Here is a 25,378-nt window from a genome sequence, read left to right on the forward strand (position 1 = left end):
TTATCTAGTAAATTTTGAGTTTATTGTATTATACCTTTACAATATAATATACCTCTCATATTTTATACCAGATTCGATATAAGTGTACCATCATTATTTTATTTAGTCAATTTTTTATGAATTTAAATCTCGAGCTAAAATTATTTTAATATGCTGCTATCTTTTTAAATTCAACATCTCCGAAAGTTCACTTTCAAATGATAAATTATCATATACTGAAATATTTTATAAATCACAATTTAAGAATTTTAGTGCGGTATTATACAGTTCACACATTAAATTTAATACTGTAAACAACTTCACTAGGTATACGTCACTTTAAACAAAATAATTATTTAAAAAATCATGAATAAGGATAAACGTTTTCTTGACAACGGCATTTCACTATGGTACATTTATATCGTAACTGGTATGCTTTTATATATTGGTATATTTATTAAACGTGGTATATATCTGCATAGATTTAGCTAAAACAATATTTTTGTATACTTGTTTAAAAATATACAAAAACGACCGACAAAAACGTATTTAATTTACAATACGCAATAATCGGTCAAAATGTAATTCTACACAATTAATTATACAGTACTGGAAAAAAAGTACAATACTAAATAAGGGAGGATTTTTTATAATGTTAAATTTTGATGTACAAAGATTTTTAAATGTAACAAAAGGTGCAACAGGCTTAAGAAGAAAAATAGAGGATATTGCAGATGAAATAACTGAAAAGGGATATAAAAATATTTTTCTAATTGGTTCAGGTGGATCTGTAGCTATTATGTATCCATTTGAATATATACTTAATTCAAATTCAAATATAGAAGTTCATGCAAAAATTGCAGCTGAATTAATATTAATGGATCACAAACATTTAAACAAAGATTCAATAGCAATTTTTTCATCATTATCAGGCACAACTAAAGAAACTGTTGCCGCTGCAAAATACTGTAAAGAAAAGGGCGTTACAACAATTAGTCTTGTAGGGGAATTAGATACTCCTTTAGCAAAGGTTTCAGACTATGTTTTAGTTAATTATGCAGAAAACGATAATGCTTCAGATTCTATATATATTCAATTATATTTGCTAATTTTCAGATTGATGAATAAAAGAGGAGAATTCGATAAATACGATGAATTTGCTTCACAAATAGAAAAAATGCCAGAAATTTTAATCCAAGTAAAAGAGGCAACAGAAAATAAAGCTGAAGCTTTTGCAAATAAATATAAAGATGAAGCTTATCATATGGTGGTTGCTTCAGGAAATCTCTGGGGAGAAGCTTATTCCTATGCTATGTGTGTTCTTGAAGAAATGCAATGGATACATGCAAAATCAATACATTCTGCAGAATTTTTCCACGGAACATTAGAAATGGTGGATGAAAATACAAGCATTATCATAATGAAAGGTGAAGATGAAACTCGTCCATTAACTGAAAGAGTTGAAAAATTTGTAAACAAGGTTTCTAAAAAAGTTTCTATATTTGATACAAAGAAATACGAACTTACTGGCATAAACGAAGAATTCAGAAAGTATTTATCGCCAATAGTAATAGCTTCATTATTTGAAAGAATAAGTATCCATCTAGAAGATAAAAGAAAACATCCTTTAAGTTTAAGAAAGTATTACAGAAAAGTAGAATATTAATATTGATAGCATATATATGGCACTGCAAAAGTGGTGCTATATATGCGATTAGTAAAGTAAACGTTTTATATTTTAATTTAAGTTATAAGGAGATGTACAAAATGAAAGTTGTTGGTTTTGGAGATAACGTAGTAGATCGTTATATAAATAAAAATATAATGTTTCCCGGAGGAAATGCAGTTAATTTTGCTGTTTATGCTAAAAAAAGCAATGTAAATTCAGCTTATCTTGGTTTATTTGGAGATGATGCTGAGGGAAAATATATAAAATATGTATTAAATGATTTAGGTGTAGATATATCTCATTGTTCAGAAATTAATGGTGCCACAACTGAGCACTGCGATGTAAACATTATCAACGGTGATAGAGTTTTTATTTCAGATGACTTAAGAGAAACAAAAGTACGTCCAATTGTGCTTTCAAATAGTGAAATAGAATATCTTAAAGAATTCGATTTAATTCACAGTGGCTGCTACGCTGGTGTTGAAAAAGAAATTGCCAAATTGAAAGATTTAAGCAGTATAATAAGTTTTGATTTTTCAGTTGAAGATGAATTTAGATCATCTGAATATCTGAAGCAAATATGTCCATATATAGATTTCGCCTTATTCTCCTGCGAGCATCTCTCAATTAATGAAATCAAAAAATTTCAGCAAAAAGTTCACAATATTGGTGTAAAATATGTGCTTTCAACAATGGGCGTGAATGGTCAACTTTTATATGATGGAGAAAATTTTTATGAAGGTTTAGTTGAAAAAATCACTCCATTAGACACAATGGGTGCTGGCGACTCATTTTTCACTTCATTTCTTATGAGCTTATTAAATGATGGCTGGAAAAAGAATGTTAAATTAACAGAAGATCAGATTAGTAATGCTTTTAAAGTGGCAGCAAAGTTCTCTGCAAAAGTCTGCATGATAAATGGAGCTTTTGACTATGGAACCAAGATTATTTAAGGGGTGAAACAAATGAAGATAAATTTAAAAACAAGAAGAATACTCGGTTATGCTCTCATGATTATTGCATTCATAATTAGTGCTATCTTTACGCCTAAAGGAGCAAAATATTATGGAGTCTGGAGCATGCTACCAGCAATTTCAATATTTTTATTTGTTATTCTCACTAAAAGTGTTATTGAAGGTTTCCTTTGGTGCGGTATGCTTGCAGTTTTTATTAAATATAAACTAGATTTTTTTACCGCTTACCAAGATAGAGTTATTAAAACAATAACTAATTCAGATAATGCATATTTAGCAATTGTATTTTTATTACTCGGCGTTATGATTGTTATGCTAAAAAAAAGTGGTGCGGCTACATACTTTGCAAAAATAGTATCAAAGAGAGCCAAAAATTCTAAAGTAGCACTTATTATAACTTGGTTATTGAGTTTTGTACTATGTGTTGATGATTATCTTCAGGCTTTTGTAATTGGTGCCAGCATGTCAACAGTCAATGATGAATTCAAAATTCCAAGAGAACATACTGCATATAATATTAGAGCAACTGCAGTTCACACATCAAGTCTTATACCAATCGGATCATGGGTAGTCTTTGGTGCATCATTATTAGAAACTGACAAATTTGCTACTAAAGGGATGGGCGTACACGCATATATGAATACAGTACCATTCTTTTTCTACAGCTTTGCCTCATTAGCTATAGCATTCCTTCTTGCAATAAATGTAATGCCTAAACTTGGAGGAATAAAAAAAGCATATGAGCGTGTTGAAAATGGTGGATCTCTTAAACCTCTTATCGAAGGTGAAATCACTTCAAATGAAGAAGATTTTCATAAAATACGTAAAGGTGTTAATATAATAAGCTTTATAGTACCTATTGCTTCTATGGTAGGATGTTCTGTATATTTCAATTTTAACATGCAATACGGAATTGGATTAGCAATATTTATTACTGGTGCTTTATTTCTAATTCAAAAAATATTTACTATGAATGATCTAATGGAAATACTTTATGAAGGATTTACAAGCATGCTTCAAATGACTTTTCTCTTAATAATAGGAATAACAATGTCAGATATGATATCTGATCTTGGATTTACAACTTTTATAGTAAATATCACCAAAGGAATAGTAAATCCAAGCATACTTCCATTTATTATATTTATATTATTCTGTTCAACAGAATTCCTTGTAACATTCAACTGGACACTTTATATGATGGCTCTTCCATCAGTTATAGCTTTAGCAAGTGCAACAGGAGCTAATCCATATATATGCATAGCTGCATTGTTCTCAGCTGGTCTATTTGGAAGTAATGCTAGCTTTGCCTCAGATGCAGGACTTTGCTCCGCTGGTGGAACAGAAATTGATTTATACAGTCACAATTTATCAGGACTACCCTATCATATAATTTCATTTATTATAGCTTCAACAGCCTATTTAGCATGTGGTTTTTTAATAAAGTAATTTTAATAAAATACTATAGTGTGGAGGATTTATATTATGAAAAATCAAAACAACTATGCTGACATTATCCTTGAATCTAATGCTATATTTACGTCTAAAATTGGTGAAGATGAACCATTTTCAGGAATAGTAGTTATTAAGGATAATAAAATAATAGCAGTTGATCAAAAACAAAATATTACAAAATGGATCGGTTCAAAAACAAAAATTTATAAACTAGAAAATAAACTTATATGTCCCGGTTTTGTTGATAACCATGTATTTTTTACAGGATATGTGTGGAGCAAAGCGGGCGTAGATCTTTCCAATGTTCATAATAGTGAAGAAGCATTATTAGCTATTGAAGAATATGCCAAAAATATTCCTAATTCAAAAACTATTTTAGGACATTGCTTAAATATGAATAATTGGCATGAAGTCGAAAAAGGTAGTGCTGTTTTAGATAAAGTATTTAAAGATCGTCCTGTAATAGCATTTTCTAAGGATAGGAGTGAATGTTGGTTAAATACTATAGCTAATCAAAAATATGGTATTGAACATGATAAATGCTATGCTGAAGCATGCTTTAAGCTTTTTCAAGAATTACTTAAGGAAGAAAATATAGTTGATGAATATAATAACTTTAGCAAATTGCTAGCCTCAAGAGGCGTAACTAGCATAAAAGAAATTGGTTTTGATGATTATTACGGTTTTACTGATATATTAGAGCAAATGGAACTAAAAGGTGAACTTATTCACAGAATTAATCTTGTTTCTCAACCAGTTTCTAATAACGCTAATTTTGAATACGGCGATACTTGTAGCAAGAGATTTCAAAATAGTTTTATAAAATTTATGGGATATAATTTAATGGTAGATGGAGAAATAGCTTCACATGAAGGAGAATTGCTCAAACCATATAAGGATATTCCAGATTCCTGTGGCAAATATTCTCCCGATTATAAAACATTAGAAGAAACGGCACAAGCAGCTGATAAAAAAGGTTTCAGATGTGCACTACATGCAGAAGGCGATGCAGCTGTAAGAAAATCAATAGATATAATAGAAAGATGTAGATTAATCAATGGAAAAAGAGATTCTAGACATGCTATTATAGATTTAGAACTTGTTCATCCCGATGATATAGTTCGCATGAGCAATTTAGGTATTACTGCAATTAATTATGTTCAAATAATGAATTGTACTTCAAAATACTCAGATTTCTATGCACAAGATTTAATTGGTGATGACAGAATAAATAATTATTGGCCATATAAACGCATGATAGATAAAGGTGTTAATATTTGCTGTGGAACAGATCTTCCCCTTGATATTCCCAATATTCCATTATCAGTATACTTTGTTACTAGCAGAAGATTCCCAGATGGAAATCCTTTAACAGGCTTTAATAAAAAACAAAGCATGAGTAAAGCTGATATTCTAAGAGCATGGACAATTGGAGGGCAATATGCAAATTTTTCTGATGATAAATTAGGAACTATTGAAGAAGGTAAACTAGCCGATATTACCGTTTTAGATAATAATATCTTTGATTTATCAGTAGATGAAATTAAAGATGTTAAAGTATGCTTGACAATTACTGATGGAAAAATTGTATATAACACTCTAAACAAAGGTAAATAATTCAAAACAAATGTTTCATTAAAGATAAACCACTCTGAAACTTGAAATTTATTTGTACCAAAATGCCGTCTTCTAGGCATTTTGGTCAAATGAATTTTAATAGTTAGAGCAATTTATCTATAGTGAAACTAACTCAACTACAAACTATTTATGTACCATAATCCCTTAAAAATTGGTATTGGGGAACATAAATAGTTTAAGTTTCACAGTAGTTTCAATATATAGCAGTTTTTTAAAGGAATAAGTTAGAACTTGCAGAATACTCTTATATTTAAATAAAATATATGAAAAGTTTGTACTATTTTTTACATTATATAAATATTCATCAATCATATATACGATGATTTAGGGTACCCTTCTCTGCACTTCCCTCTAGTTTGAAGACCTCCTATACCCTTAAATCCAGTCACAGTATTTTTTACAACCTCCTGTATATTAACCATTTCACTAACATTTGTATATGCTACTTTTTCACAAACAAAAACAGGGTCAAGACAGTGGATTAAGACTCTTCCTGGTGAGCTTGCATAATTAGCACCAGCTCATTGAACCAAATTGCGATTTTTGAAAAGGCATTTTACAAGGAGAATTTTTGCCTACACAAAGAGCTTTACAAGGAACTTCCAGAAAATACTATAGGCGATAAAATTATAAAACTTAGATTAAGTCATGATATTGATAGAGAAACTTTATCTAATACTTTGCATTTTCATGTTGATACTATTGAAGGATGGGAAATTGAAAGTTTCATTTAATATTTACTTACAATTAAAAAAACTAATTGTTTTGTAATTATAATAGAATAACTGATTAGACTCCCTTTTCCTGTATAATTAATTATACCTTAAAATAAACATGTTTTTAAATAACTTTGGAAAGAACCCACAAAATACACAATGTAGTTTCCTAAATATGCATATAGTACTTGCCTTGATTATAAATTACTTTCTACTTAATGCTTAATACTCTAAAAATCAACTTATATATTATTAGAGTTAAGCGTTACAAAAAAACTTGACCATTGCAAAATCACCAACATATTATGCAAAAATAGTAGGCAGTTTTGTTTTTACACAAAACTATCTACCGACTATAATCTATATTTTTATTTTAAAAAGCACTTGTCCATATTCAACCATTTCATTATTTTTCACAAGCACTTCTGTCACTATACCTTTAGCTGGTGATACTATATCTATGGGTATTTTTAAGAACATAATTATACCTAATATCTGACCTTGTTTAACCTTACTTCCTATCTTTACATATACATCATTTGTTTTTCTATTAAAAATATTTATGACACCAACATATAATGACTTTATCTGCATAATATCAGATCTTTCTTTAGTACAGCAAATTTCATCACCTATTTTTATTTTATTGAAAGATTGTTTATCATTACTTCCTTTTAACGCTTTTATATATAAACTATCTGTTTTTAACTCAGCATAAGAAGCACCTGAATTTATTATTAGTTCAATAATCTTAAGAAAATTATTTTCATCCATTTTTTATTAGCTCCAATTTTATGTTTATTAAAACAACTATATGTCCATATTATTCTTCTAATATACATATTGCCATAAAATAATCTTTTTCTACTTGTTTAACAGATAATTGGCATCTTTTATTTTCATCACTATATAAGATAGGTTTATCGTTTAATATCTTTATAGTAAATGAATCTAATGGCATATATAATCCCTTTCCCTTTGCCTTTATAAACGCCTCTTTAAGAGTCCATAACTTAAAGAAAGCATCCTTTCGACTACTTTGGCATAAAGATAGGATATACTCATTCTCATCTTTAGAAAAAAAACTTTTCGCTATTGATAAATCAATTTTATCCACTTTTTGTACATCAATACCTATTGGCTTTGTTGCAATTCCAACAGCCACCCACTCACCAGAATGCGAAATATTAAAATGTATTCTACTATTATTTATAAGCTCAGGTTTGCCCCATTTATTATATTTTAATTGAATTTCATCTAATTTTAACATATTCTTAAGAATTAACTTACCATACAATGATCTTAAGGAATCTTCATAGTTTCTATATTTCAATATTTTGTTTTTTTCTTTTTCACTTATGAAAGTAAGAAAATATTGAAATTTTTCCTTACTTAAATTAAAATCTATTTTCTCCTTTATAATTTTCATTTACATATTTTTCTCCTCATAATTATTAGCTAACAATTTTATTTAAAACATTATTCACAAAAATTTTATCACCTTATAACAGGGTAGTTTCAATTAAATTTATAATTCTTTTCATATTACTATTAATAAAAAAGTGATTTCCTTCAAATGTAATTATTCTTGTATTCTTTGACGAATGCAACTTCCATCCACTTAATTCTTGAAAGGTTAATGTATCTTCACTTCCATTTAAAATGGTTATATCGCATTCTATCGGATTACTTCTCTTCTTATATTCATATAATTCTAATATTCTAAAATCATTTTTTAATATCGGAATTACTAATTTACATAGTTCATCATTTTCAACTACTTCAGTTGGAGTCCCTCCAAGTTTTACAACTTCATTCATAAATTCAGCATCTGATAAATTATGTATAGGTTTTTTTTCTCTTGCGCAATGTGGAGCTCCATACCCAGAAAAAAATATATGTTTTGGTATTTTACCACCATTTTCAACTATTTTATAGTAAAGCTCAAAAGCTAATAAACTTCCCATACTATGTCCAAAAATTGCATATCCATCATCTATAATTTCATCTTTTATTTTTAAATATATGTCATTAACTGCATCTTGAAAATCAGTATAGAAACCTTCACCATATCTAGCACCCCTACCCTTTAATTCAATAGGCTTTAATTGTATATCGTAATCCAACAATTTTTCTTTCCATTCATAGTATATAGATGCACTTCCACCTGCATATGGTAAACAAAATAATTTCATAATCTGCCTCCATTATTTCAATATTAAAATTCAACTTTAAATAATTTTAAAAGCACTTGCATAAATTCAATTTTAAATCTATCGCATTTTTGATTTTATTAACGCAAGTCTATCTCGGTAATACTCTAACAAATCAAAATAATCATAACTAATATGCATAATAGCACTTTAAATATTCCTAAATATCGTAGTTCATTAAACAAAAACCCCCTCCATGCTAATTCTTCCACAAATGCTGAAATGGTTGCTATTGATAAACCTGTTATAACATTAGCTAAAAATACTTTTGGAGAAACAATTATCTTACCAAAATATACAGTATTGATTAAATTTATAATAAATGACATAACTACTGGTATACATATTGCAAATAAAAGCCATAAGTTTATCTTAAAATTATTAGAATTAAATAAACTTCTTAAGCTTTCTTTAAAAATGAATTTTTCAACAATAATTACTGAAATAATAGGAATAACCATTGATATTCCTACTAAATTTATAGAATTCTTAACTAATACTCTAATTATTATAAAAAAAACAATAGTACTTACATACGTTAACATCACAAAAAACATTATTTTCTTTCTACTAATATCCATTAATAACTCCCTCTTAACTCATTTAAGAAACATTAATATGAATCTCTTTAATATAACTTTCCATCATTTATAATTATATTATTGTTTTGTTTTCCAAACATTTGTATTGAATTAATTTTTATTTCTGGATTTTCAACTATTTGATCAATAATATCACCTAACGAATAAATAAATTCTATGACAGTATCCGTTTTAAATAAATCAGTATCAAACTCAAATTGAAATTTAAATCCATTATTTAGAGTATAAATTGTTAATAGCAAATCATACTGTGATGTAGAAGTATTAATATCAATCAAAGTATATTTTTTACCATTAATTCTAGGATATCTAAAATTTTCATACGCGAAAGCCACATTAAACAATGGATTTATACTGTAACATTTGTCCTCTCTAAGTAATTATATAACAATAAACACATATACTTCAAATTTATTTATAATTTTTATTAATAACCATATTGTTACTCAATACTAAATTAATAAATCAAAACCTAAATTAAAAATAAGAGTGTTCACTCACTCTTATCTCAATTCCTCAGTTCCATAAATCTATGCTCATTCAAATGTATCATATGCCCCGACTGATCCCGTAACCAAATTTAAGTTTACCATTATTCTTTTATCATTCATAAGCTAACTTTCTAATTTTTTTATTTGAATTTACTTGATATCGTACCAAATTCATCTTCAAAAAACATAACTCTATTTTCAAGAGCTTCACCATTAATTTTTTCATCGGCAATGTTTAAAAGTTCTCGATACAGCTGCTTTCTTCTCTAAAAGCTTGCTAAGTACATCCTGATGTATTTTCTATCCCTATTACTTTCTATTGGAATAATAGCTTGTAATACTCTAATATGCTTATCAAGTTTTAAAGCATCATTTGTATCCATCTTTTTTAACTTCAAATCAAACATCCCTCCTATAAGTGTATTTTTCCGTCATCCTTTTGAAGAATATCTATAAATTTCTTCATTTCTTCTTTATTAAGTTTTTTTATTAATATCTCCCCAATTACTTCCGTCATTTTATCAACAAGTATCTTTTCATCTTCAGGAAAATTGACCTTTACTTTGATCAAGTCACATTCCCCCTTTAAGCAATTACAATACATTGTATGTATCGTTGGTCCATTGCGGCACTATTGAAATGCTGTTTTAAACTAGATATGAGAAAATTATTTAGACATGATTTTTTCATTCAAAACAATTAACATTTATCAAATTTAGCTTTATAATAAATTTGAGTTAAGTTATCCATCCAACTTTTTGTTGTATTTTTTCAATCTACAACTATATGTTATATATAATAATGGTAATGAACTTTATGTTTAGTGAAAGATTAAAAAGTTTAAGAATTGAAAAGGATCTTCTTCAAAAAGATATATCAAATATTCTAAATATAAGTACAAGTGCTTATGGATTCTATGAGCAAAATAAAAATGATGAAATAATATCAAAAGTACCGAAGAAATTTATCGATCTCGCTGCAGGAACAGATGGAAATGGTAATGTACAAATAAAAAAAATAGCTTACGTTTAGAAGTGAGCATATGAAGATTAATAAAAAGGACATTATCTCAATATTAAAAAGAAGAAGTGTTCTATAAAAAGTATACAGAAAAATTTCTCTAACTGCAAAGAACATGCTATAAAGAAATATAATTTAACTGGGAATGAATTTTCTGGAAGATGCATTGATGCCTCATCATATAATATTAATTTAGATAATAAGAAACTCATAATTTGGAGTGATAAAGAAACTATAAGCTTAATAAACAATAATTTTACTGAGGATATTGGAATTATAAAAATCACATCAACTAATAATAAAATCTGCTTTTTAATATATTATTTTCCTTTTAAACAATAATCTTGTACCATGTCAATAGCAAATTAAAGCATGGAAATCGAAATATTCCCCATATTTTAACTTGCTATTAATATACTAATTTTAAAATCTTACTATATATTTATCAACAAACTCTTTACTCCTTTTCATATATTTGTGATAAATTTTACAATAATTCTAATGAAATCTACTTGTTCCGTCTTTTATACAGTCCTTAAATGGATTTTGTATTTGCCGTACTTTTCCAGCATGTACATCTTATGTTCTTCTTTGTTATAGCTTTCTAAATTATTTCGAGCCGAATTTATATCAACCTTGTACTTTTTTATACACTTATTTATATTCTTGTCTAAGCGAAAGCATAATATATCATAATCAAACTTAAATAGTTCTTTTACCAATAAATCTCTTTTAAAAGTATGTTTGTTAATAAAAGTTGAAATCATTCTAATAATATAAATTAGTCCTTCTTTTTCATTCTGTGAATCCATCTTTCTATGTAAGCTTAACTCTTTTGAATTATACTTTTCAAAATACATAAATATCTCCAACAGATCCATTTCAAACTCTTCTAGTAATATTTTATATGTAGTATTAAAGTGCCTATAAATTATATTAAGTATTTTAAATACAAAATAGTCCAAATGGGCCAAATGTTCCATATGAGGTATATAAACTTTATAGTATTGAGGAAACAAGTTAATATTAGAAATTATATCTTCATATAACTCCAGATCCATTGATGAAGAAATATCCGAAAATTCTTTATCTCTAATCATTTTATCCTTATATAAATAAAATAACTCTGTCTCTGGCAATATACTTAACTTATGTAATTGAATTATTCCTAACTCATTTTCTGTTGCAATTCTAATCATTTCCATTGTTTCACGTATATCATCTAATGTTTCTTGAGGAAATCCATATATAAACGATAGTGTAGTTTTTATATTGTTAGATTTTATAATTTTCATGATGTACCACATTTTTGTTAAATCTAAATTTTTATTTATTTCTTTTTGTATTTTCTGTGACCCACTTTCTATGCCTAAATAGATTGCTGAACAACCTGCTTTTTTCATTATTGTAATTACTTCTTCATCTAATGTATCCAATCTAGCGCTACAACTCCAATTAATATTTAATTCCTCATTAATTAAATAATTACAAAACTGAATAAGCTTATTTCTATTGGCAGTAAACAGATCATGCACAAAATCGAATTTATTAATTCCATACTTTTGCATTATATTTTTTATCTCAAAAATTATTCGTTCATTACTCTTAATTCTAAATTTCCTTTTCCAAAATGTCTTTGATGAGCAATATACACAACTATATGGACACCCTCTCCCAACATCCAAAGGCATATGATTAATATTCTTAATATTAACAAAAGAGTAATCTATCATTGGGAGCTCATCTAAATTTTCAATTAATTCATTATTATTAATGCAAATAAGACCATCCTTTCTATAAGCTATTCCTTTAACTTCATCATAAGAATTATTTATAACTGCATTTACTATTTTATCAATGTTATTCTCTCCTTCGCCAATACCTATAGCATCTACATATTCAAACGATTTTAATGTCTCTTTTGCTGTAAGTGTAGCCTGCGGTCCCCCTAAAATCACCTTGGTATCACTTGAAATATCCTTTATACACTTAGCTAATAGTAATGTCTTATGATAGGAATTACACATAGTATAAAAGCATATTACACGAGGATTAAATTTCATTATCAAATATGCAAATTGTTTTAATTGTTCCACACTATTCGTTTTCTCTTTATTTATATCAGCATAATAATCAAAATCAAATACCTTTATTTCATGACCTACTTTACTCATTACTGTTGCTAAACTCAATATTCCAAGTGGCACACTATTTTCACCTAAATCAAAGCTATTAACAAATGCAACTTTCATTCTAACCACCTCATTCTTTTATTTTTAATCAATGTATTTGATTTAATAAATCTATATGAAACTAGTGCAAGTATCCCCAAATAGATTGCTAGCAATAAAGAAATAGTTCTTACGCCACATAATTCAGAAACAAATCCAATTGAGCCCATTGACAAAATTGTTATACAATTACCAATTGAAATATCAATACTAAATACTCTTCCTTGCATCTCTTCATTTACCTCTTTTTGCAAATAAGTCTCATAAGAAATATCAATGCATGAGCTAATTATTCCATTTAAAAAAATAAACAGTGCTGTTACAAAGAACAAATTTATTGATGTAAATCCTATATAAAAAACACCATAAATCCCCACTCCAATAATCATTATTGTTAATTCATTATACTTATCAGCAATTTTTCCAGCTATCAGCGAGCCAAATATAAGGCCTCCAGAATAAATACCCATAATGATCCCATATTGTGCTGATGAGTATTTCAAAACATCATTTATTATCAACACATTAAGTACTGACAAAGCTCCAATAGATATCATTGCTAATGCAAAAAATATTATTACAAATTTAATCAGATTACTTTTATTAATATATGATACCCCTTCCTTAAAGTTTTTGAGATACTCTGCATACTTTGATCTAATTACAGCATCTTCTGATATACTAATTTTCTCATTGATTCTAATAAAAATAGTAAAAATAGATGCAATTATAAATGATACTCCATTAATTAGAAAAATAGATTTATACCCAATTATTATTACAAGAATACCTCCTAATGAAGGTCCAATTAATCTTGAAGTATTATCTAAGAAAGCATATAATGAATTTGCTATTGTAAGTTTATCTCTATCTACAATCTTTACCATTGCAGTTCTAAGGGAAGGTCCAAAAACCACACCAAATATAGATTGCATAAAAATAAATATATATAATACCACTATGTTTTTAATAAAAAGTATACTGACAATACATAATATTCCTCTTGCTAAATCAGCAGTTATTAAAAGTTTCTTTTTACTCATTCTATCAACTAAAATTCCAATAAAAGGTCCAAAAGCAATGGATGGAATCAACATTATTATGTATAGCATGCTTATACTAGAACCCTTTCCATTATTCTTAAGTACTAACAAGGTTAGTGCAATTAAATACATTTCACTGCCAAAACTTGAAATTATCTGCCCAAGAATTAATAAAAAATAACTTTTATTCTTTAGCATTTTTATATATTGATTCATTATCTTCCTCCTTCATGCATATTAATATCATTTAAAATATCATATAACACTCCCTTTGAAATCACTCTTGAATAATTTCCATAATCACCATAATATTTTAATGAGCTTTTCATAAAAAAGTGATCTAGATTTTCATAAGTTTTTCTTTTTACATTAACACCATTTTCTTTAATAATTTTTTCAAGATTTAGTGTATGATCAAGCGTTATTTGGTAATCATCTTCTCCGTGCAATAAAAGTACTGAACATTTTACACTTCTGTATAAATTGCACACTTCTAAATTTATTAATTCTTGATATCTTTTTAAATTATTCTTATATTTTATATAATATTTATTTTTAGTATTGTATATATTATTATTTCTTAGCATATAGTAAAATTCTTTAATTTCAAATTCTGTTTTATCTTTATGCAATGAGAAGGTTCTATACTGTTCCATAAGAAATTCTTCTGTCTCCTTCCCTTGAGGTGCCATAAGAATTATTTCTGATATTTCAGAAAACTTCTTAGCAAGCATACTGGCTAAAAGGCACCCTTGACTATGAGCTACAATAAATATATCCTTCAGAAAATCTAGACCTTTTAACATTTTATAAGCAATTTCAGCATCATTATATAAATCACTTATTCCTATGTTACTACAAATTTTATCGTCATAACGATAGGTAATTAATCCTTTTTCTGATAAAAACCAAGCAATGTCCTTCATATTGTTCCAAATTAGATCTCCTGAATTTCCATCCCTATCTAATGAACCTGAACCACTAAGTATTAATACTCCCGTATATGTTTTTTCACTAGAAAAATCTTTGGGTTTAGTTAAACTTCCCATTATATCCTTGAAATCTAAAGTTTCTTCAATTATTTTATCTTCTCGTTTACTAAATACACCTATTATAGCTTTTTTTATTCTTTTAGCACTACATTTATTATTGACTATTTCATAACCATTAAAAGGATCTATCGCATATATAATTTCATCGTCAGAATTTAATACAATGTTAAATCCCATAAAAGTCATATTAACATAGATAACTTTACATACTCCAATATTATTAAATTTAAATTTGCATTCATTTTCTACAACCACGTCAGAAGTTTGCATGCTAAATATGTTATATACTGAAAACTTGTTAATTTTATTCTTAAATTTATTAACTAATATACTCAATAACAAAACTATATTTTCAATTCCTCCAATAACAACCTGATTATTAAACTCCAATATTTCCTTCTCATCATTTTCATTAGAAGTTAATATCAACTTATTTTTATTGTGTATATGCATACTAATTTTCATATTACTAAAATATAGAACATAGCTATTAGAAAAACAATTATAGTTCATAGTAAATTTTTTTTTTACAATCACATTTTCTGTTTTGCAAATAAGTTCATCATGTTCTCTAGCCATTATAGTTTTGAATATGTTTTTATTATTTTTATAAACTAAATATGCTAAATCCATATTAAATCATCCTTATCTTTAATATCAAAAACTGTATTTATATTGTTAAAATATTTCTTAAACGCTTCAGTTGTAAAAAAATTTTCCATCTTATAATTCCAAATACTATACAAGTTATCTTTATAAACATTGCCAAAACAAAATGGCAAATATGTAGCAATTTTAATGTCACCATTGTTCATAATTGTCATCATATAATTTTTATCAGGTTTTATTATATGTCTATTTAATTGCCATATTGGATCTCGATAAAAAATATTAATATCGGGGTATTTATTTTTTGCATCAACTATATCTTCTAATGGCTTATTCATATCATTTTTATCTAAGAAAAGATATTTATTTTGTTTACTTCTTCCTATTGGGTATAGTGATAAAATCTTAATACTGTTTACTTTAAGCTCAATAGCTAATTTAATAGTATTTTTTATATCATTTACATTTAATTTATTAAGAACCATACACACTTGAATGTCATATTCTAAGGAATACTTTCTAATTAATTTTATTGTTTTTATGCAATTATGTAATGCTCCTTTTCTACCACGAATTTTATCATGTACCTCTGAATTAAAACTATCTATGCTTAATTGTATGCCACCCGGAAAGAATTTCAAAATATTCAATATTGAATCTTTATCAATTTTAAATCCTGTAGTAGATAAAGTTAAATTTATATTGTTCTTCAAAAACATATTAGCAATATTATATATATTAGGTTCTATTAATGGATCACCTCCAGAAATGTTTATTGTTGTAGGCTTTATTTTAATTAACTCATTACATATAAATGTTAAGTTATCGAAATCTTCATTATCATTTATTATACTTGCATTATTCATACAATGAATACAATTTAAATAACATTTATTAGTGAAATACCATTCTACATAAGAAGGTTCCATATCATACACCTCAATTTCACTTTTTAATAATCACCTTATTTCTAGCTCAGCAATTGCCTTATTATAGTCTTTATCGATTAAATAACTACTATGAAATTCATTATTATTTTCCATAAAACTTATTTCCTTTCCTTTTGTAGTTCTACATAGTATAGCTAAAGTTTTTTTAACATCAATTATAATTGCTTTATCAACCTCTTTATACTCATGTCCATTAATATCTTCAATATAAAATCCATTATTTGTAAAGATATTTGTCAAATTCGGTATATGCATAATATCATCTGTAGCGCCATCCAGTTGAAAATTATTATAATCAATAATTAATACAACATAAATTTTACAATCATTATTTAATTTTCTATTAGTTAATGCCATACCTACCGAACCTGACAATCCTTGACCAAGTGAGCCACTGGGAAAAAATACTCCTGGTATATTCAAATTAGGATGACATTGCAAAAAAACATTAGGTTTACCATAATTATTTAATTCACTATAATGAAAATATCCCAAATCGCTTAATATTACATATAAAAGTATATAAGCATGTCCCTTCGATAAAATAAGCAAAAAACAAAAATGCTAAAATTTAAATTATTCTTCAAACTGTTTCAAAACATTATTCAGTCTCTCATCAAATTCTAATAGTATAGAATCATATTTTTCATTTTTTATAAACTTGGAGCTAAGTTTATATACAAAATTTTGGTTTATTCTATCAAAAACACCATCATATTTAAAATTATGATAGTGCTCATTTAAATATCTTCTTACAATTAACGATTTTTTTATATTTTTTTTACAAATATCAAAAAATTTCTCCGTATTATGATTGACAAATTTCCATGTATAATTATAATAACATCCTTCCAATATTCCATCTTCCCGAAGAATATCACATGCTTTTGTACCATTGTATACATTTAAAATGCTTAACATATTAGGATCATAATAATTTATTTCATTAAGAAATCCCAAATTATCATGCACATCTTCAACTAATGTATATGGGTTAAAAAACAATGTTCCTAATCTATAGCTAATTCCTAAATCTTCTAGTATTTTAATACTATTTTTTATTTGAGTTGTAGTTATTTTTTTATTATAAAAAGATAAGTCTCTTTCAACTATAGATTCTATTCCAATTAACACATATGTTAACCCCGCTTCTTTCCAAAGCTTCAAAGTATCATAATCTATGTCATTAACCCTTAGATCAAATTTAAATCTAGCTTTTATTTTCTTTTTTATTATTTCTAAAGCTAATTTATTTGCTCTTTCTTTTCCTTTAAATCCAGGCCCCATAAAATTATCATCTTGGAAATCAAAATATGTTGCTTGATAATCTTTCATAAGATATTGTATTTCTTCTATAATATTATATACACTTCTACCTCTCCATTTTTTATCAGCAAATCTATTATAAAAATTCTGAACTGAACAAAAAGTGCAAACTCCATAACATCCTCTACTAGTATTCAATGCGGCAATTCCACTATTTTTCAGTACAAATGGCAAATAATCTCTTGATGGAAATGGAAGACTGTCTAAGTCACTAATTGGTTTAACAGTAGAATTGAAAATAGACCTACTGTAGAGACCTGGTATATCATTTACATCATTTTTATTTAATATTGCATCAACTAATAATCTAAAACTCTCTTCCCCCTCTCCAACTGAAACATAATCTATTTCAGGAATATCTCTTAAAAGCTCTTTATAATTAAAACTTGCAAAGTGACCACCAACTACAATTACTATATCTGACTTAATTTTTCGTATTCCCTCTATAAATTGTTTTGTTTCAAGCCAACTATACGATAGAAAGCTCACTCCTATAATTTTAAAATCGAGTTTAGAAATACTATCTACTGCTTCTTTTGGTGAAATACATTCTAATAAAGAATCTACTATCTTTACCTTGTATCCAACCTTTCTTAAAGAAGCTGATATATATGCTAATCCCAAATGTTCTCCTATCCTATATCCGAATTGTTTAGTTGAATTATACAAAACGACATCATACTTCATTAGTTATACCTTCTCTATCAATTTTAATAATATATTACTACATTTATGCTTTTCAATTTCCAAGTTGCAATTATTTTTCATATAATCACAAATATCCATTAGTATCTTACTTTTATGTAATAGTTTAGAATCTTTTATCTGCGAAAAATATCTTTCTGCTTCTAAATAATGTGACTCAAACAGATTACAAAATATTAACCCAATTAGAGTACTATCATTAATATTTAACTCATAAGATTTTTCATAATTTTTTTTTGAATTAATTATATCCCCAATTTTCAAAAAACAAGTACCTAAATTATTATATGATTGCCAAAATTCATCATCTTTCTCGACAGATTGATGAAGATAACTTATTGCTTTTTCATACTCTCCTTTTGCATAATAAACCAATCCCAAACTATTGTAAGCTCTACAATCTTGTGGATAATACCCAATATACTTCATACCTTGTTCTATTGCTTCTTCATATTTACCAAGGCCTAAATAAATTAATATTGCATCATGGTTTGACTTTAAATGTTTCGGACTAACATCTAGTATTTCATTTAGCAACTTTATACTTTCACGTGGATTATTTCGGCAAATCGAATATGCTTTTTCGTATTTCTCCTCCAAACTTTCCATAACTTTACCTCCAACTAAAACTCATTAATTAAAAATAAGGTATGCAATTCATATAAATAAATTACATATCTTACTTTATATATGGTAATAGTAATCTCCTTTGATATTTTATAAATTACATAATTTAATTAAAAAGCAACTTCTACCCATCAATTTTTACATACATTTCTTTTTCGTCACCGTCATCATCAGGAACAGCTCTTATTGTTGAAACTCTACATGATGCGGCTAATAAGTCCATTTCTTCTAATTCACTATTCGAACTAAGTTCAATTAATTTTTCAAGATCCATACAAAACACCCCCTTTACATTTAATATCAAATAAGATTACTACATACAACTAATTAAAATTTATAATACTACATACTTTTTCTAGTATTCTGTCTTTTGTTAATCCATAACAAGAAAATAATTCATCATGAAATCTTGAAGTTGTAACTACATCACCTAGACCACCATATATACTTCCTTCTTCTATAGCTATAATTACTTTAGTTTTCTTTGCGGCTTCTAAAACAACATTATTCCTGTAGTGATAAACGTTATATCGCTTCCTTTAAGAAGTACCTTTGCACCTCTCAAAAGTTTTATCGTATAAACGTTTAAATTTTTCTTTATAGAAATTAGCATAAAACTCTTTTTTGCATTCCACCTCATATATGTCATTACAGCTGCAATATGATTCATATGGACATCCAGCCCCACATTTTGGTATATAAGGGCACTTATTTTTAAAACATTCATATGACAAATTAATGAACTCTATAAACTTTGTATAATTTTCATTAAAATTAAACTCAGCTACGTTCCCAACTTTAAATTCTTCTATTCCAACAGCACTTATGCATTTATATATATTTCCATCGGAGTTAATAATAAAATGGGATTTTGATGTAAACATACATGGAGTCATATGTGCAGTTGACTTGTCTACCCTAAATCCTCGGTTTTCAATCAACTCTATAGTATTTAAATATGCTAATGCAAGTTCCTTCTTCTTTGGATTAAACGCATTAATATTGCAATAATGTGTTTGATTATTAGATGAAACCGGTGTTTTTGCTATAGCTTCAACCTTAAAACTAACCGATTTTTTAATACCAAGGTTCTCCAGTGAATTTAATAATTCATCAACTTGATCAATATTTTGTTTATCTATATTAATTTTTATTATTGTTTGTAAAATATCAGCAACTTCTTTAATATTATTAATTATTGTATAAAAACTACTTTCACTATTTACCATAGGTCGTCTCTTATCTTGTAATTCTTGTGGCCCATCAATAGTAATTTGCGCCCCTTTAAGTCCTAACTTTTTCAATTCACTAGCAACTTCTTTAGTTAATAGTACACCATTTGTTCCTATAGAAAATGTAACATTAACTTTTTTATCTACACATAATTTATTTATTTGCTTCATAACTATAGCAAGTTCCTTTTTCGCTACTAATGGCTCCCCACCAAATAACAAAACCCCTAAATTTTTAATATTATGTTTATGTATATAATTTTTTATCCAACTTACAATCATTTCAATAGTATGCTCACTTATAGTAACTCTCTTAATTCCTTCTTCGTAACAATAAATACATTTCATATTACATGATGTAGTTATACAAATTGTTAAATTAAGAAGTCCGTTGATATCGTTTCTTTCATTAAAATTTTTCATAAGATACTGCTCTTCATCTAAATCATTAGGAACAATTATTTTATCTTTGAGCAATTTTTTTTTATAATTTTCTTCTAATAAATCAGGATTTTCGTGTAACTTATTAAATGTCTCCTCATCAAGATAAAATGATGCCTGAGTTAATATATTATATACAAGATGCTTCTTACTTTCAAAATTATCATATACATTAAAAGTTGATAATTTTAATAATTTATTCATCTTTTCTCTCCTTTCACCTTTGTATATTTTATAGTTTTATAATATTAATTTACTTATTTGTATTTTTTATAAATATCATACTTAATTTTTACATTTTTTAGTTTGATTTGCAATCTCCATTAAAGCTCAAAATAGTAAGTATAATGTTTTTCTTAATATATATCTACATATATCTCATTTTTTTACTTTATGTATATATTTTTTTTTACTTTGCATACATTATTGACTACTTATAAACTTAAGCATTTATATTTGGTACTTTAAGAAAAGTTATTTTTGATATATAATTACATTAATTGGATATGCAAATAAAAAGTAGGTATTGCAATGAATACAAAGTGGAGTGATGATATAATTTTAGGTCTTAAGGATACCTATAGCACTACTGATCCAAAAGAAAGTTGATGGCAATTATCCTATATTGTACAAGGAACCAGCTACCTATACAAGAAATTTTTATAGAAAAGAAGCAAATTATTTTACATTTAAGCTTATAGAAATAAAATTTAGTGAAGTTGAAGTATACCAAATGACCATTGAGCAAATAGCCAGTTGTTTAGAAGTACCTGGAGATGCTTTAAAACAACTGGTTAAAATATAAGCCTTATGAGAACATATGTTTGATAGTTATATTAAAAATAATATGCTATATGTATATATAAATACTAACTATTTTAAATCTATCAAGGAGTGATATTATTGATAGCAGCTATTTACAGCAGAAAGAGCAAATTCACTGGTAAAGGTGAATCAATAGAAAACCAAATAGAATTATGCAGAGAATACTGTAAAAACAATCTTAGAGATAAAAACATAACTGATTTTTTAATTTATGAGGACGAAGGTTTTTCAGGAAAAAACATACACAGACCTCAATTTCAAAAAATGCTTATAGACGCTGCGGCAAAAAAATTCGATATTCTTATATGTTATAGGCTGGACCGTATAAGTAGAAACGTCGCAGATTTTTCAACATTAATAAATAAGCTTCATCAACTAGAAATAGGCTTTGTAAGCATAAGAGAGCAGTTTGATACTACTACACCAATGGGCAGAGCAATGATGTACATTGCCTCAGTTTTTGCTCAGCTTGAGCGTGAAACCATAGCAGAGCGTGTCCGTGACAATATGCTTGAACTTGCAAAAACAGGTAGATGGCTTGGTGGAACCATTCCTTTAGGCTATACATCACTACCTATCACCTATATTGATGAAGACATGAAGGAAAGAAAAATGGTGAAGCTAAAACAAGTACCTGAAGAGCTTAAAACAATAAAGACAATTTTTAAAAAATACCTTGAATTAAAATCTTTATCACAGGTTGAAACCTATGCTCTTCAAAATAATTTAAAAACAAAGCGAGGCGCCAACTTCTCAAAATCAAATATAAAGATTATCTTAAATAACCCTGTCTATGTAAAAGCAGATGATTCAATAATAATTTATTTAAAAAGCAAAGGAATTACAACCTGTGGCATTCCTGACGGTGAACATGGAATTTTAACCTATAATAAGCAAAAGTCAATTGTAACTGATGATGGAAGAACAATAAGAAATACAAGAGACACATCAGAATGGATTGCAGCCGTGTCTTCCCAGAAAGGCATTATTGAAGCTGACAAATGGATTGAAGTACAAAAAATCCTATGCGAAAATAAAGACAAGTTTCCCAATGAAGGTAAAACTCATAACGCACTTTTAACAGGTAAATTAAAATGTGCTTTGTGTGATAGCAATATGCAAGTAGCTCATGGACATGTAAGTAAAAAAACCGGCCAAAAAATTTTTTACTACGTATGCCCTATAAAAAAACATTCAAAAAATACCAGTTGCAGCAATAAAAATGCAAAGGTTGCAGAAGTAGATCCTATAGTAATAACGAAATTAAAAAATCTAGCTGTAGATAGGAAATCACTTTTAGATAACCTTATGAGTAATCTAAAAATATCAAACGACCAAAATGAAGTTGTGGATAAAGAAGAAACTTTAACTAATCTAATTTCTGAAAAAGAAAGGCAAATTGAAAATTTAATTACAAAGCTTTCCATAGACAGCTCCATAGACGAGCTTTTAATAAAAAAAATAAAAGAACTTAAACTTGAAGTTGAAGAGCTAAAAAATAAAGTTAAAAATACGAAACTAATAAAAGAAGAGTATAATGATACCGAACTTACACTTTCCTTTATAAATATGCTTTTAAATCGCTGCTCAATAATAGATAGCCTTGATTTAGAAGAGCAAAAGGAACTTATCCATAACCTTATTGATGAAATTTACTGGAACGGGAACGATGATTCTCTTGAGATAACCTTTATAGGTGGAAAGACCTATAAAAAAAATGACTTTTGAGAATTTCAGCTTTCTCAAAAGCCTATATAAAAAATCGCAATTTAGTTCAATTAGCACCAGCATCCAGCATTGCTTCATAGCAGGATTGGCAGGCTCCTGCAAAAATCACAAGATCATCATAACTCGGTTCATAATCTCTAAGCTTTGAAACAGATTCAACAAAATATTTAGAATTTCTGTAGCTTTCTATATCCATGTAGTCTCTAGCTGTTTTAAGCATGCCATCATGACCAGTTATTACAACAATATCAGGCTTTATTTCCTTCACTAAGGGAACGATAAGACTTGGTTGATCCTTTTCTGCAATAACTTTACCTACCGTCTCTATCTTAAGTTGTTTGTAAACCTTCAAACATACCTCAAGGTACTCACTATCGCCATCAACATGAAGAACCTTGCCCGGCCTTGCAAAAGTCATATTTTTAATATTCTTATCATCCTTATCATTTTTTATAATTCTATGATTATACCTTTTTTTGTTTTTTTTTATATCCTCTTCTCTATTTAATCCCCTATCCATTATTATTTTTTCAATAGATTTGTTTATGTTCTCATTAAATACACTTTCTATTTCACCCATATTATTAGAATCAACTGCCATAAGATCATCAACTGGTGAATCAGCAATTATCCTTAAGTTAACCCCTTTTAAAATACAGTACTTACCATTTGGGCCTTCCTTTATGTCTATTATTTTAAATGTAATATCACAATCGTGTGATTTTCTAGCAACAAAATCACCAATAACCAAAAATCTCACCCCACAGTAAAGCTTAAATAAAGTATCCATATATACTATGAAGGCGAGATAAAACCTGTTCTTATATTATTTCTGGTCATAAGTTTTTTTGAATTCTTCAATAAATGCAGTATACTTTTCTCTTTCATCTATAAGTTCCCTTATCTTATTGTTAAAGGTATTTTGTCCCCAATTCACTTCATTGTAATAATACCTATTTGCAAGTCTCCATAACCTTTGTGGAAACACTAAAAATGCATAAAGAACTCTGTATTCCTCTTCGCGTAGCTTTGCGACCTCATTATAAGCATTAAGTATGAGATTAGCATATTCTATGTTCCAATCACACCTTTTAAGCACCTTTATCATAAAATTGGAGATATCATAAACTCTTACTTCCCTTTTACAATAGTCAAAATCAATAACATTTACCATATCATTGTTGTCAATTATAATATTATGATAAGTAAAATCATGGTGGCAAAAACTTTTTTCCTCTTCTGTCCTAGCACATATCTCAGAATACTTTGAATCACTTAATATTTCCATTGATTTTTTTCCCTGCTCTTTAAAAAAATCAATGCTTTTTAAGTAATTAATATCAAATTCTGTTTTGTTATTTTTTTTTCTAGCCATGTCCCTCATTTTTTCAAAGGATCTAACCCTCTTTTCCATGAGATGAGGCCATCTACCAAGATCACTTTTTAACTTACTATTCTCCGGAGGTTCATACCCCTTTGAACATTCATGCATTCTTGCAAGTATCTTAGCAGCTTTAATGAGATCATCTTTGTCTGTAAAACTGCATTCCCTTCCATCTATCCATTGTGAGAGAGTATATATATCCTCATTTACCAATGCATAGGGATTTCCTTCCACATTAAGGCAATATTTATCTACAAAATTAAAATCATGATTTATAAGATGTTCCTTGGCACCATATACAAACAGCAGTTTTTGAACACCATAATTTATTTTTTTTAGACATTTGCTACCTTCATTTGTTTTTAAAAAATACACACCCTTGTTGGGTTTAATAGATTCAATTTTAATATCAAATTGTCTCTCTATTTCAAATTCCCTCATCATGTTTTAATCACCTCCCATATATTC

Annotated in this window: 24 protein-coding genes and 2 pseudogenes; 7 read left to right on the plus strand and 19 right to left on the minus strand. The window is 27.5% G+C overall.

Going from position 1 to position 25,378, the window contains the following annotated elements:
* The first annotated feature begins 631 nt into the window (after nucleotides 1–631).
* The 4 genes from ACJDT4_RS08860 to ACJDT4_RS08875 all read left to right on the plus strand — a co-directional run bounded on the left by ACJDT4_RS08860 (nucleotide 632) and on the right by ACJDT4_RS08875 (nucleotide 5,694).
* Nucleotides 632–1,645 carry an SIS domain-containing protein gene (locus ACJDT4_RS08860; protein ID WP_406787196.1) on the plus strand — a complete coding sequence of 338 codons (1,014 nt, stop codon included), beginning with the start codon at nucleotides 632–634 and terminating at the stop codon, nucleotides 1,643–1,645.
* Nucleotides 1,646–1,746: 101 nt separating this feature from the next.
* Complete coding sequence (locus ACJDT4_RS08865) at nucleotides 1,747–2,601, plus strand: PfkB family carbohydrate kinase (protein ID WP_406787197.1); 855 nt, start codon at nucleotides 1,747–1,749, stop codon at nucleotides 2,599–2,601.
* 12 nt (nucleotides 2,602–2,613) lie between these two features.
* Nucleotides 2,614–4,071, plus strand: coding sequence for a Na+/H+ antiporter NhaC family protein (locus tag ACJDT4_RS08870; RefSeq protein WP_406787198.1), 1,458 nt, complete (start codon nucleotides 2,614–2,616; stop codon nucleotides 4,069–4,071).
* A gap of 36 nt (nucleotides 4,072–4,107) precedes the next feature.
* Nucleotides 4,108–5,694, plus strand: coding sequence for an amidohydrolase (locus tag ACJDT4_RS08875; protein ID WP_406787199.1), 1,587 nt, complete (start codon nucleotides 4,108–4,110; stop codon nucleotides 5,692–5,694).
* Between the two features lie 329 nt (nucleotides 5,695–6,023).
* On the opposite strand, the pseudogene ACJDT4_RS08880 reads toward ACJDT4_RS08875, so the two are convergent.
* Nucleotides 6,024–6,236: pseudogene (locus ACJDT4_RS08880) on the minus strand (sporulation peptidase YabG); the annotation flags it as partial.
* Nucleotides 6,237–6,239: 3 nt separating this feature from the next.
* On the opposite strand from ACJDT4_RS08880, the gene ACJDT4_RS08885 reads away from it, so the two are divergent.
* Nucleotides 6,240–6,449, plus strand: a complete 210-nt coding sequence (locus tag ACJDT4_RS08885) for a hypothetical protein (protein WP_406787200.1) — start codon at nucleotides 6,240–6,242, stop codon at nucleotides 6,447–6,449.
* A 342-nt stretch (nucleotides 6,450–6,791) separates the two neighbouring features.
* On the opposite strand, the gene ACJDT4_RS08890 is transcribed toward ACJDT4_RS08885, so the two are convergent.
* The 7 genes and pseudogenes from ACJDT4_RS08890 to ACJDT4_RS08920 form a co-directional block, all read right to left on the minus strand.
* Nucleotides 6,792–7,205: an acetyl-CoA carboxylase biotin carboxyl carrier protein gene (locus ACJDT4_RS08890; protein ID WP_406787201.1), complete on the minus strand. Its 414-nt coding sequence runs from the start codon at nucleotides 7,203–7,205 to the stop codon at nucleotides 6,792–6,794.
* 49 nt (nucleotides 7,206–7,254) lie between these two features.
* Entirely contained in the window at nucleotides 7,255–7,860 is a 606-nt protein-coding gene (locus tag ACJDT4_RS08895; RefSeq protein WP_406787202.1) for a 4'-phosphopantetheinyl transferase family protein, read from the minus strand.
* A gap of 73 nt (nucleotides 7,861–7,933) precedes the next feature.
* Nucleotides 7,934–8,626: a thioesterase II family protein gene (locus ACJDT4_RS08900; RefSeq protein WP_406787203.1), complete on the minus strand. Its 693-nt coding sequence runs from the start codon at nucleotides 8,624–8,626 to the stop codon at nucleotides 7,934–7,936.
* 125 nt (nucleotides 8,627–8,751) lie between these two features.
* On the minus strand, nucleotides 8,752–9,225 hold the full coding sequence (locus tag ACJDT4_RS08905) for a hypothetical protein (protein ID WP_406787204.1): 474 nt from the start codon (nucleotides 9,223–9,225) through the stop codon (nucleotides 8,752–8,754).
* Between the two features lie 47 nt (nucleotides 9,226–9,272).
* A pseudogene (locus tag ACJDT4_RS08910) lies at nucleotides 9,273–9,605 on the minus strand (condensation domain-containing protein); the annotation flags it as partial.
* Nucleotides 9,606–10,003: 398 nt separating this feature from the next.
* On the minus strand, nucleotides 10,004–10,135 hold the full coding sequence (locus ACJDT4_RS08915; protein WP_406787205.1) for a hypothetical protein: 132 nt from the start codon (nucleotides 10,133–10,135) through the stop codon (nucleotides 10,004–10,006).
* A gap of 14 nt (nucleotides 10,136–10,149) precedes the next feature.
* Nucleotides 10,150–10,308, minus strand: a complete 159-nt coding sequence (locus ACJDT4_RS08920) for a hypothetical protein (RefSeq protein WP_406787206.1) — start codon at nucleotides 10,306–10,308, stop codon at nucleotides 10,150–10,152.
* 245 nt (nucleotides 10,309–10,553) lie between these two features.
* On the opposite strand from ACJDT4_RS08920, the gene ACJDT4_RS08925 reads away from it, so the two are divergent.
* On the plus strand, nucleotides 10,554–10,769 hold the full coding sequence (locus tag ACJDT4_RS08925; RefSeq protein ID WP_406787207.1) for a helix-turn-helix domain-containing protein: 216 nt from the start codon (nucleotides 10,554–10,556) through the stop codon (nucleotides 10,767–10,769).
* 512 nt (nucleotides 10,770–11,281) lie between these two features.
* Here ACJDT4_RS08925 and ACJDT4_RS08930 read toward each other — a convergent pair.
* From ACJDT4_RS08930 to ACJDT4_RS08970, 9 genes are all read right to left on the minus strand, one after another.
* Nucleotides 11,282–13,009, minus strand: a complete 1,728-nt coding sequence (locus tag ACJDT4_RS08930; RefSeq protein WP_406787208.1) for a B12-binding domain-containing radical SAM protein — start codon at nucleotides 13,007–13,009, stop codon at nucleotides 11,282–11,284.
* Entirely contained in the window at nucleotides 13,006–14,247 is a 1,242-nt protein-coding gene (locus ACJDT4_RS08935) for an MFS transporter (protein ID WP_406787209.1), read from the minus strand. Before ACJDT4_RS08935 ends, ACJDT4_RS08930 begins: the two co-directional genes overlap by 4 nt.
* Nucleotides 14,247–15,716: a prolyl oligopeptidase family serine peptidase gene (locus ACJDT4_RS08940; RefSeq protein WP_406787210.1), complete on the minus strand. Its 1,470-nt coding sequence runs from the start codon at nucleotides 15,714–15,716 to the stop codon at nucleotides 14,247–14,249. Before ACJDT4_RS08940 ends, ACJDT4_RS08935 begins: the two co-directional genes overlap by 1 nt.
* On the minus strand, nucleotides 15,707–16,621 hold the full coding sequence (locus tag ACJDT4_RS08945; protein ID WP_406787211.1) for a radical SAM protein: 915 nt from the start codon (nucleotides 16,619–16,621) through the stop codon (nucleotides 15,707–15,709). The genes ACJDT4_RS08940 and ACJDT4_RS08945 overlap by 10 nt, the downstream gene beginning before the upstream one ends.
* A gap of 30 nt (nucleotides 16,622–16,651) precedes the next feature.
* Nucleotides 16,652–17,194 (minus strand): hypothetical protein, encoded by a 543-nt coding sequence (locus ACJDT4_RS08950; protein WP_406787212.1) that lies wholly within the window; start codon nucleotides 17,192–17,194, stop codon nucleotides 16,652–16,654.
* A 24-nt stretch (nucleotides 17,195–17,218) separates the two neighbouring features.
* The gene (locus ACJDT4_RS08955; protein ID WP_406787213.1) at nucleotides 17,219–18,655 is read right to left on the minus strand and encodes a B12-binding domain-containing radical SAM protein; all 1,437 of its coding nucleotides are present in this window, start codon (nucleotides 18,653–18,655) and stop codon (nucleotides 17,219–17,221) included.
* A 3-nt stretch (nucleotides 18,656–18,658) separates the two neighbouring features.
* Nucleotides 18,659–19,282 carry a tetratricopeptide repeat protein gene (locus ACJDT4_RS08960; RefSeq protein WP_406787214.1) on the minus strand — a complete coding sequence of 208 codons (624 nt, stop codon included), beginning with the start codon at nucleotides 19,280–19,282 and terminating at the stop codon, nucleotides 18,659–18,661.
* 142 nt (nucleotides 19,283–19,424) lie between these two features.
* Entirely contained in the window at nucleotides 19,425–19,574 is a 150-nt protein-coding gene (locus ACJDT4_RS08965; RefSeq protein ID WP_406787215.1) for a hypothetical protein, read from the minus strand.
* 265 nt (nucleotides 19,575–19,839) lie between these two features.
* On the minus strand, nucleotides 19,840–21,177 hold the full coding sequence (locus tag ACJDT4_RS08970; RefSeq protein ID WP_406787216.1) for a radical SAM protein: 1,338 nt from the start codon (nucleotides 21,175–21,177) through the stop codon (nucleotides 19,840–19,842).
* 699 nt (nucleotides 21,178–21,876) lie between these two features.
* Here ACJDT4_RS08970 and ACJDT4_RS08975 point away from each other — a divergent pair.
* Nucleotides 21,877–23,526 carry a recombinase family protein gene (locus ACJDT4_RS08975; RefSeq protein WP_406787217.1) on the plus strand — a complete coding sequence of 550 codons (1,650 nt, stop codon included), beginning with the start codon at nucleotides 21,877–21,879 and terminating at the stop codon, nucleotides 23,524–23,526.
* A gap of 46 nt (nucleotides 23,527–23,572) precedes the next feature.
* Here the strand turns inward: ACJDT4_RS08975 and yabG are convergent, their stop codons facing one another.
* Both yabG and ACJDT4_RS08985 read right to left on the minus strand, forming a co-directional pair.
* Nucleotides 23,573–24,277: a sporulation peptidase YabG gene (yabG, locus tag ACJDT4_RS08980; protein WP_406787218.1), complete on the minus strand. Its 705-nt coding sequence runs from the start codon at nucleotides 24,275–24,277 to the stop codon at nucleotides 23,573–23,575.
* Between the two features lie 75 nt (nucleotides 24,278–24,352).
* Complete coding sequence (locus tag ACJDT4_RS08985; protein WP_406787219.1) at nucleotides 24,353–25,354, minus strand: CotS family spore coat protein; 1,002 nt, start codon at nucleotides 25,352–25,354, stop codon at nucleotides 24,353–24,355.
* Nucleotides 25,355–25,378: the final 24 nt, after the last annotated feature.

The sequence above is a fragment of the Clostridium neuense genome (assembly GCF_045310695.1).
Taxonomy (GTDB): Bacteria; Bacillota; Clostridia; order Clostridiales; family Clostridiaceae; genus Clostridium_S; species Clostridium_S neuense.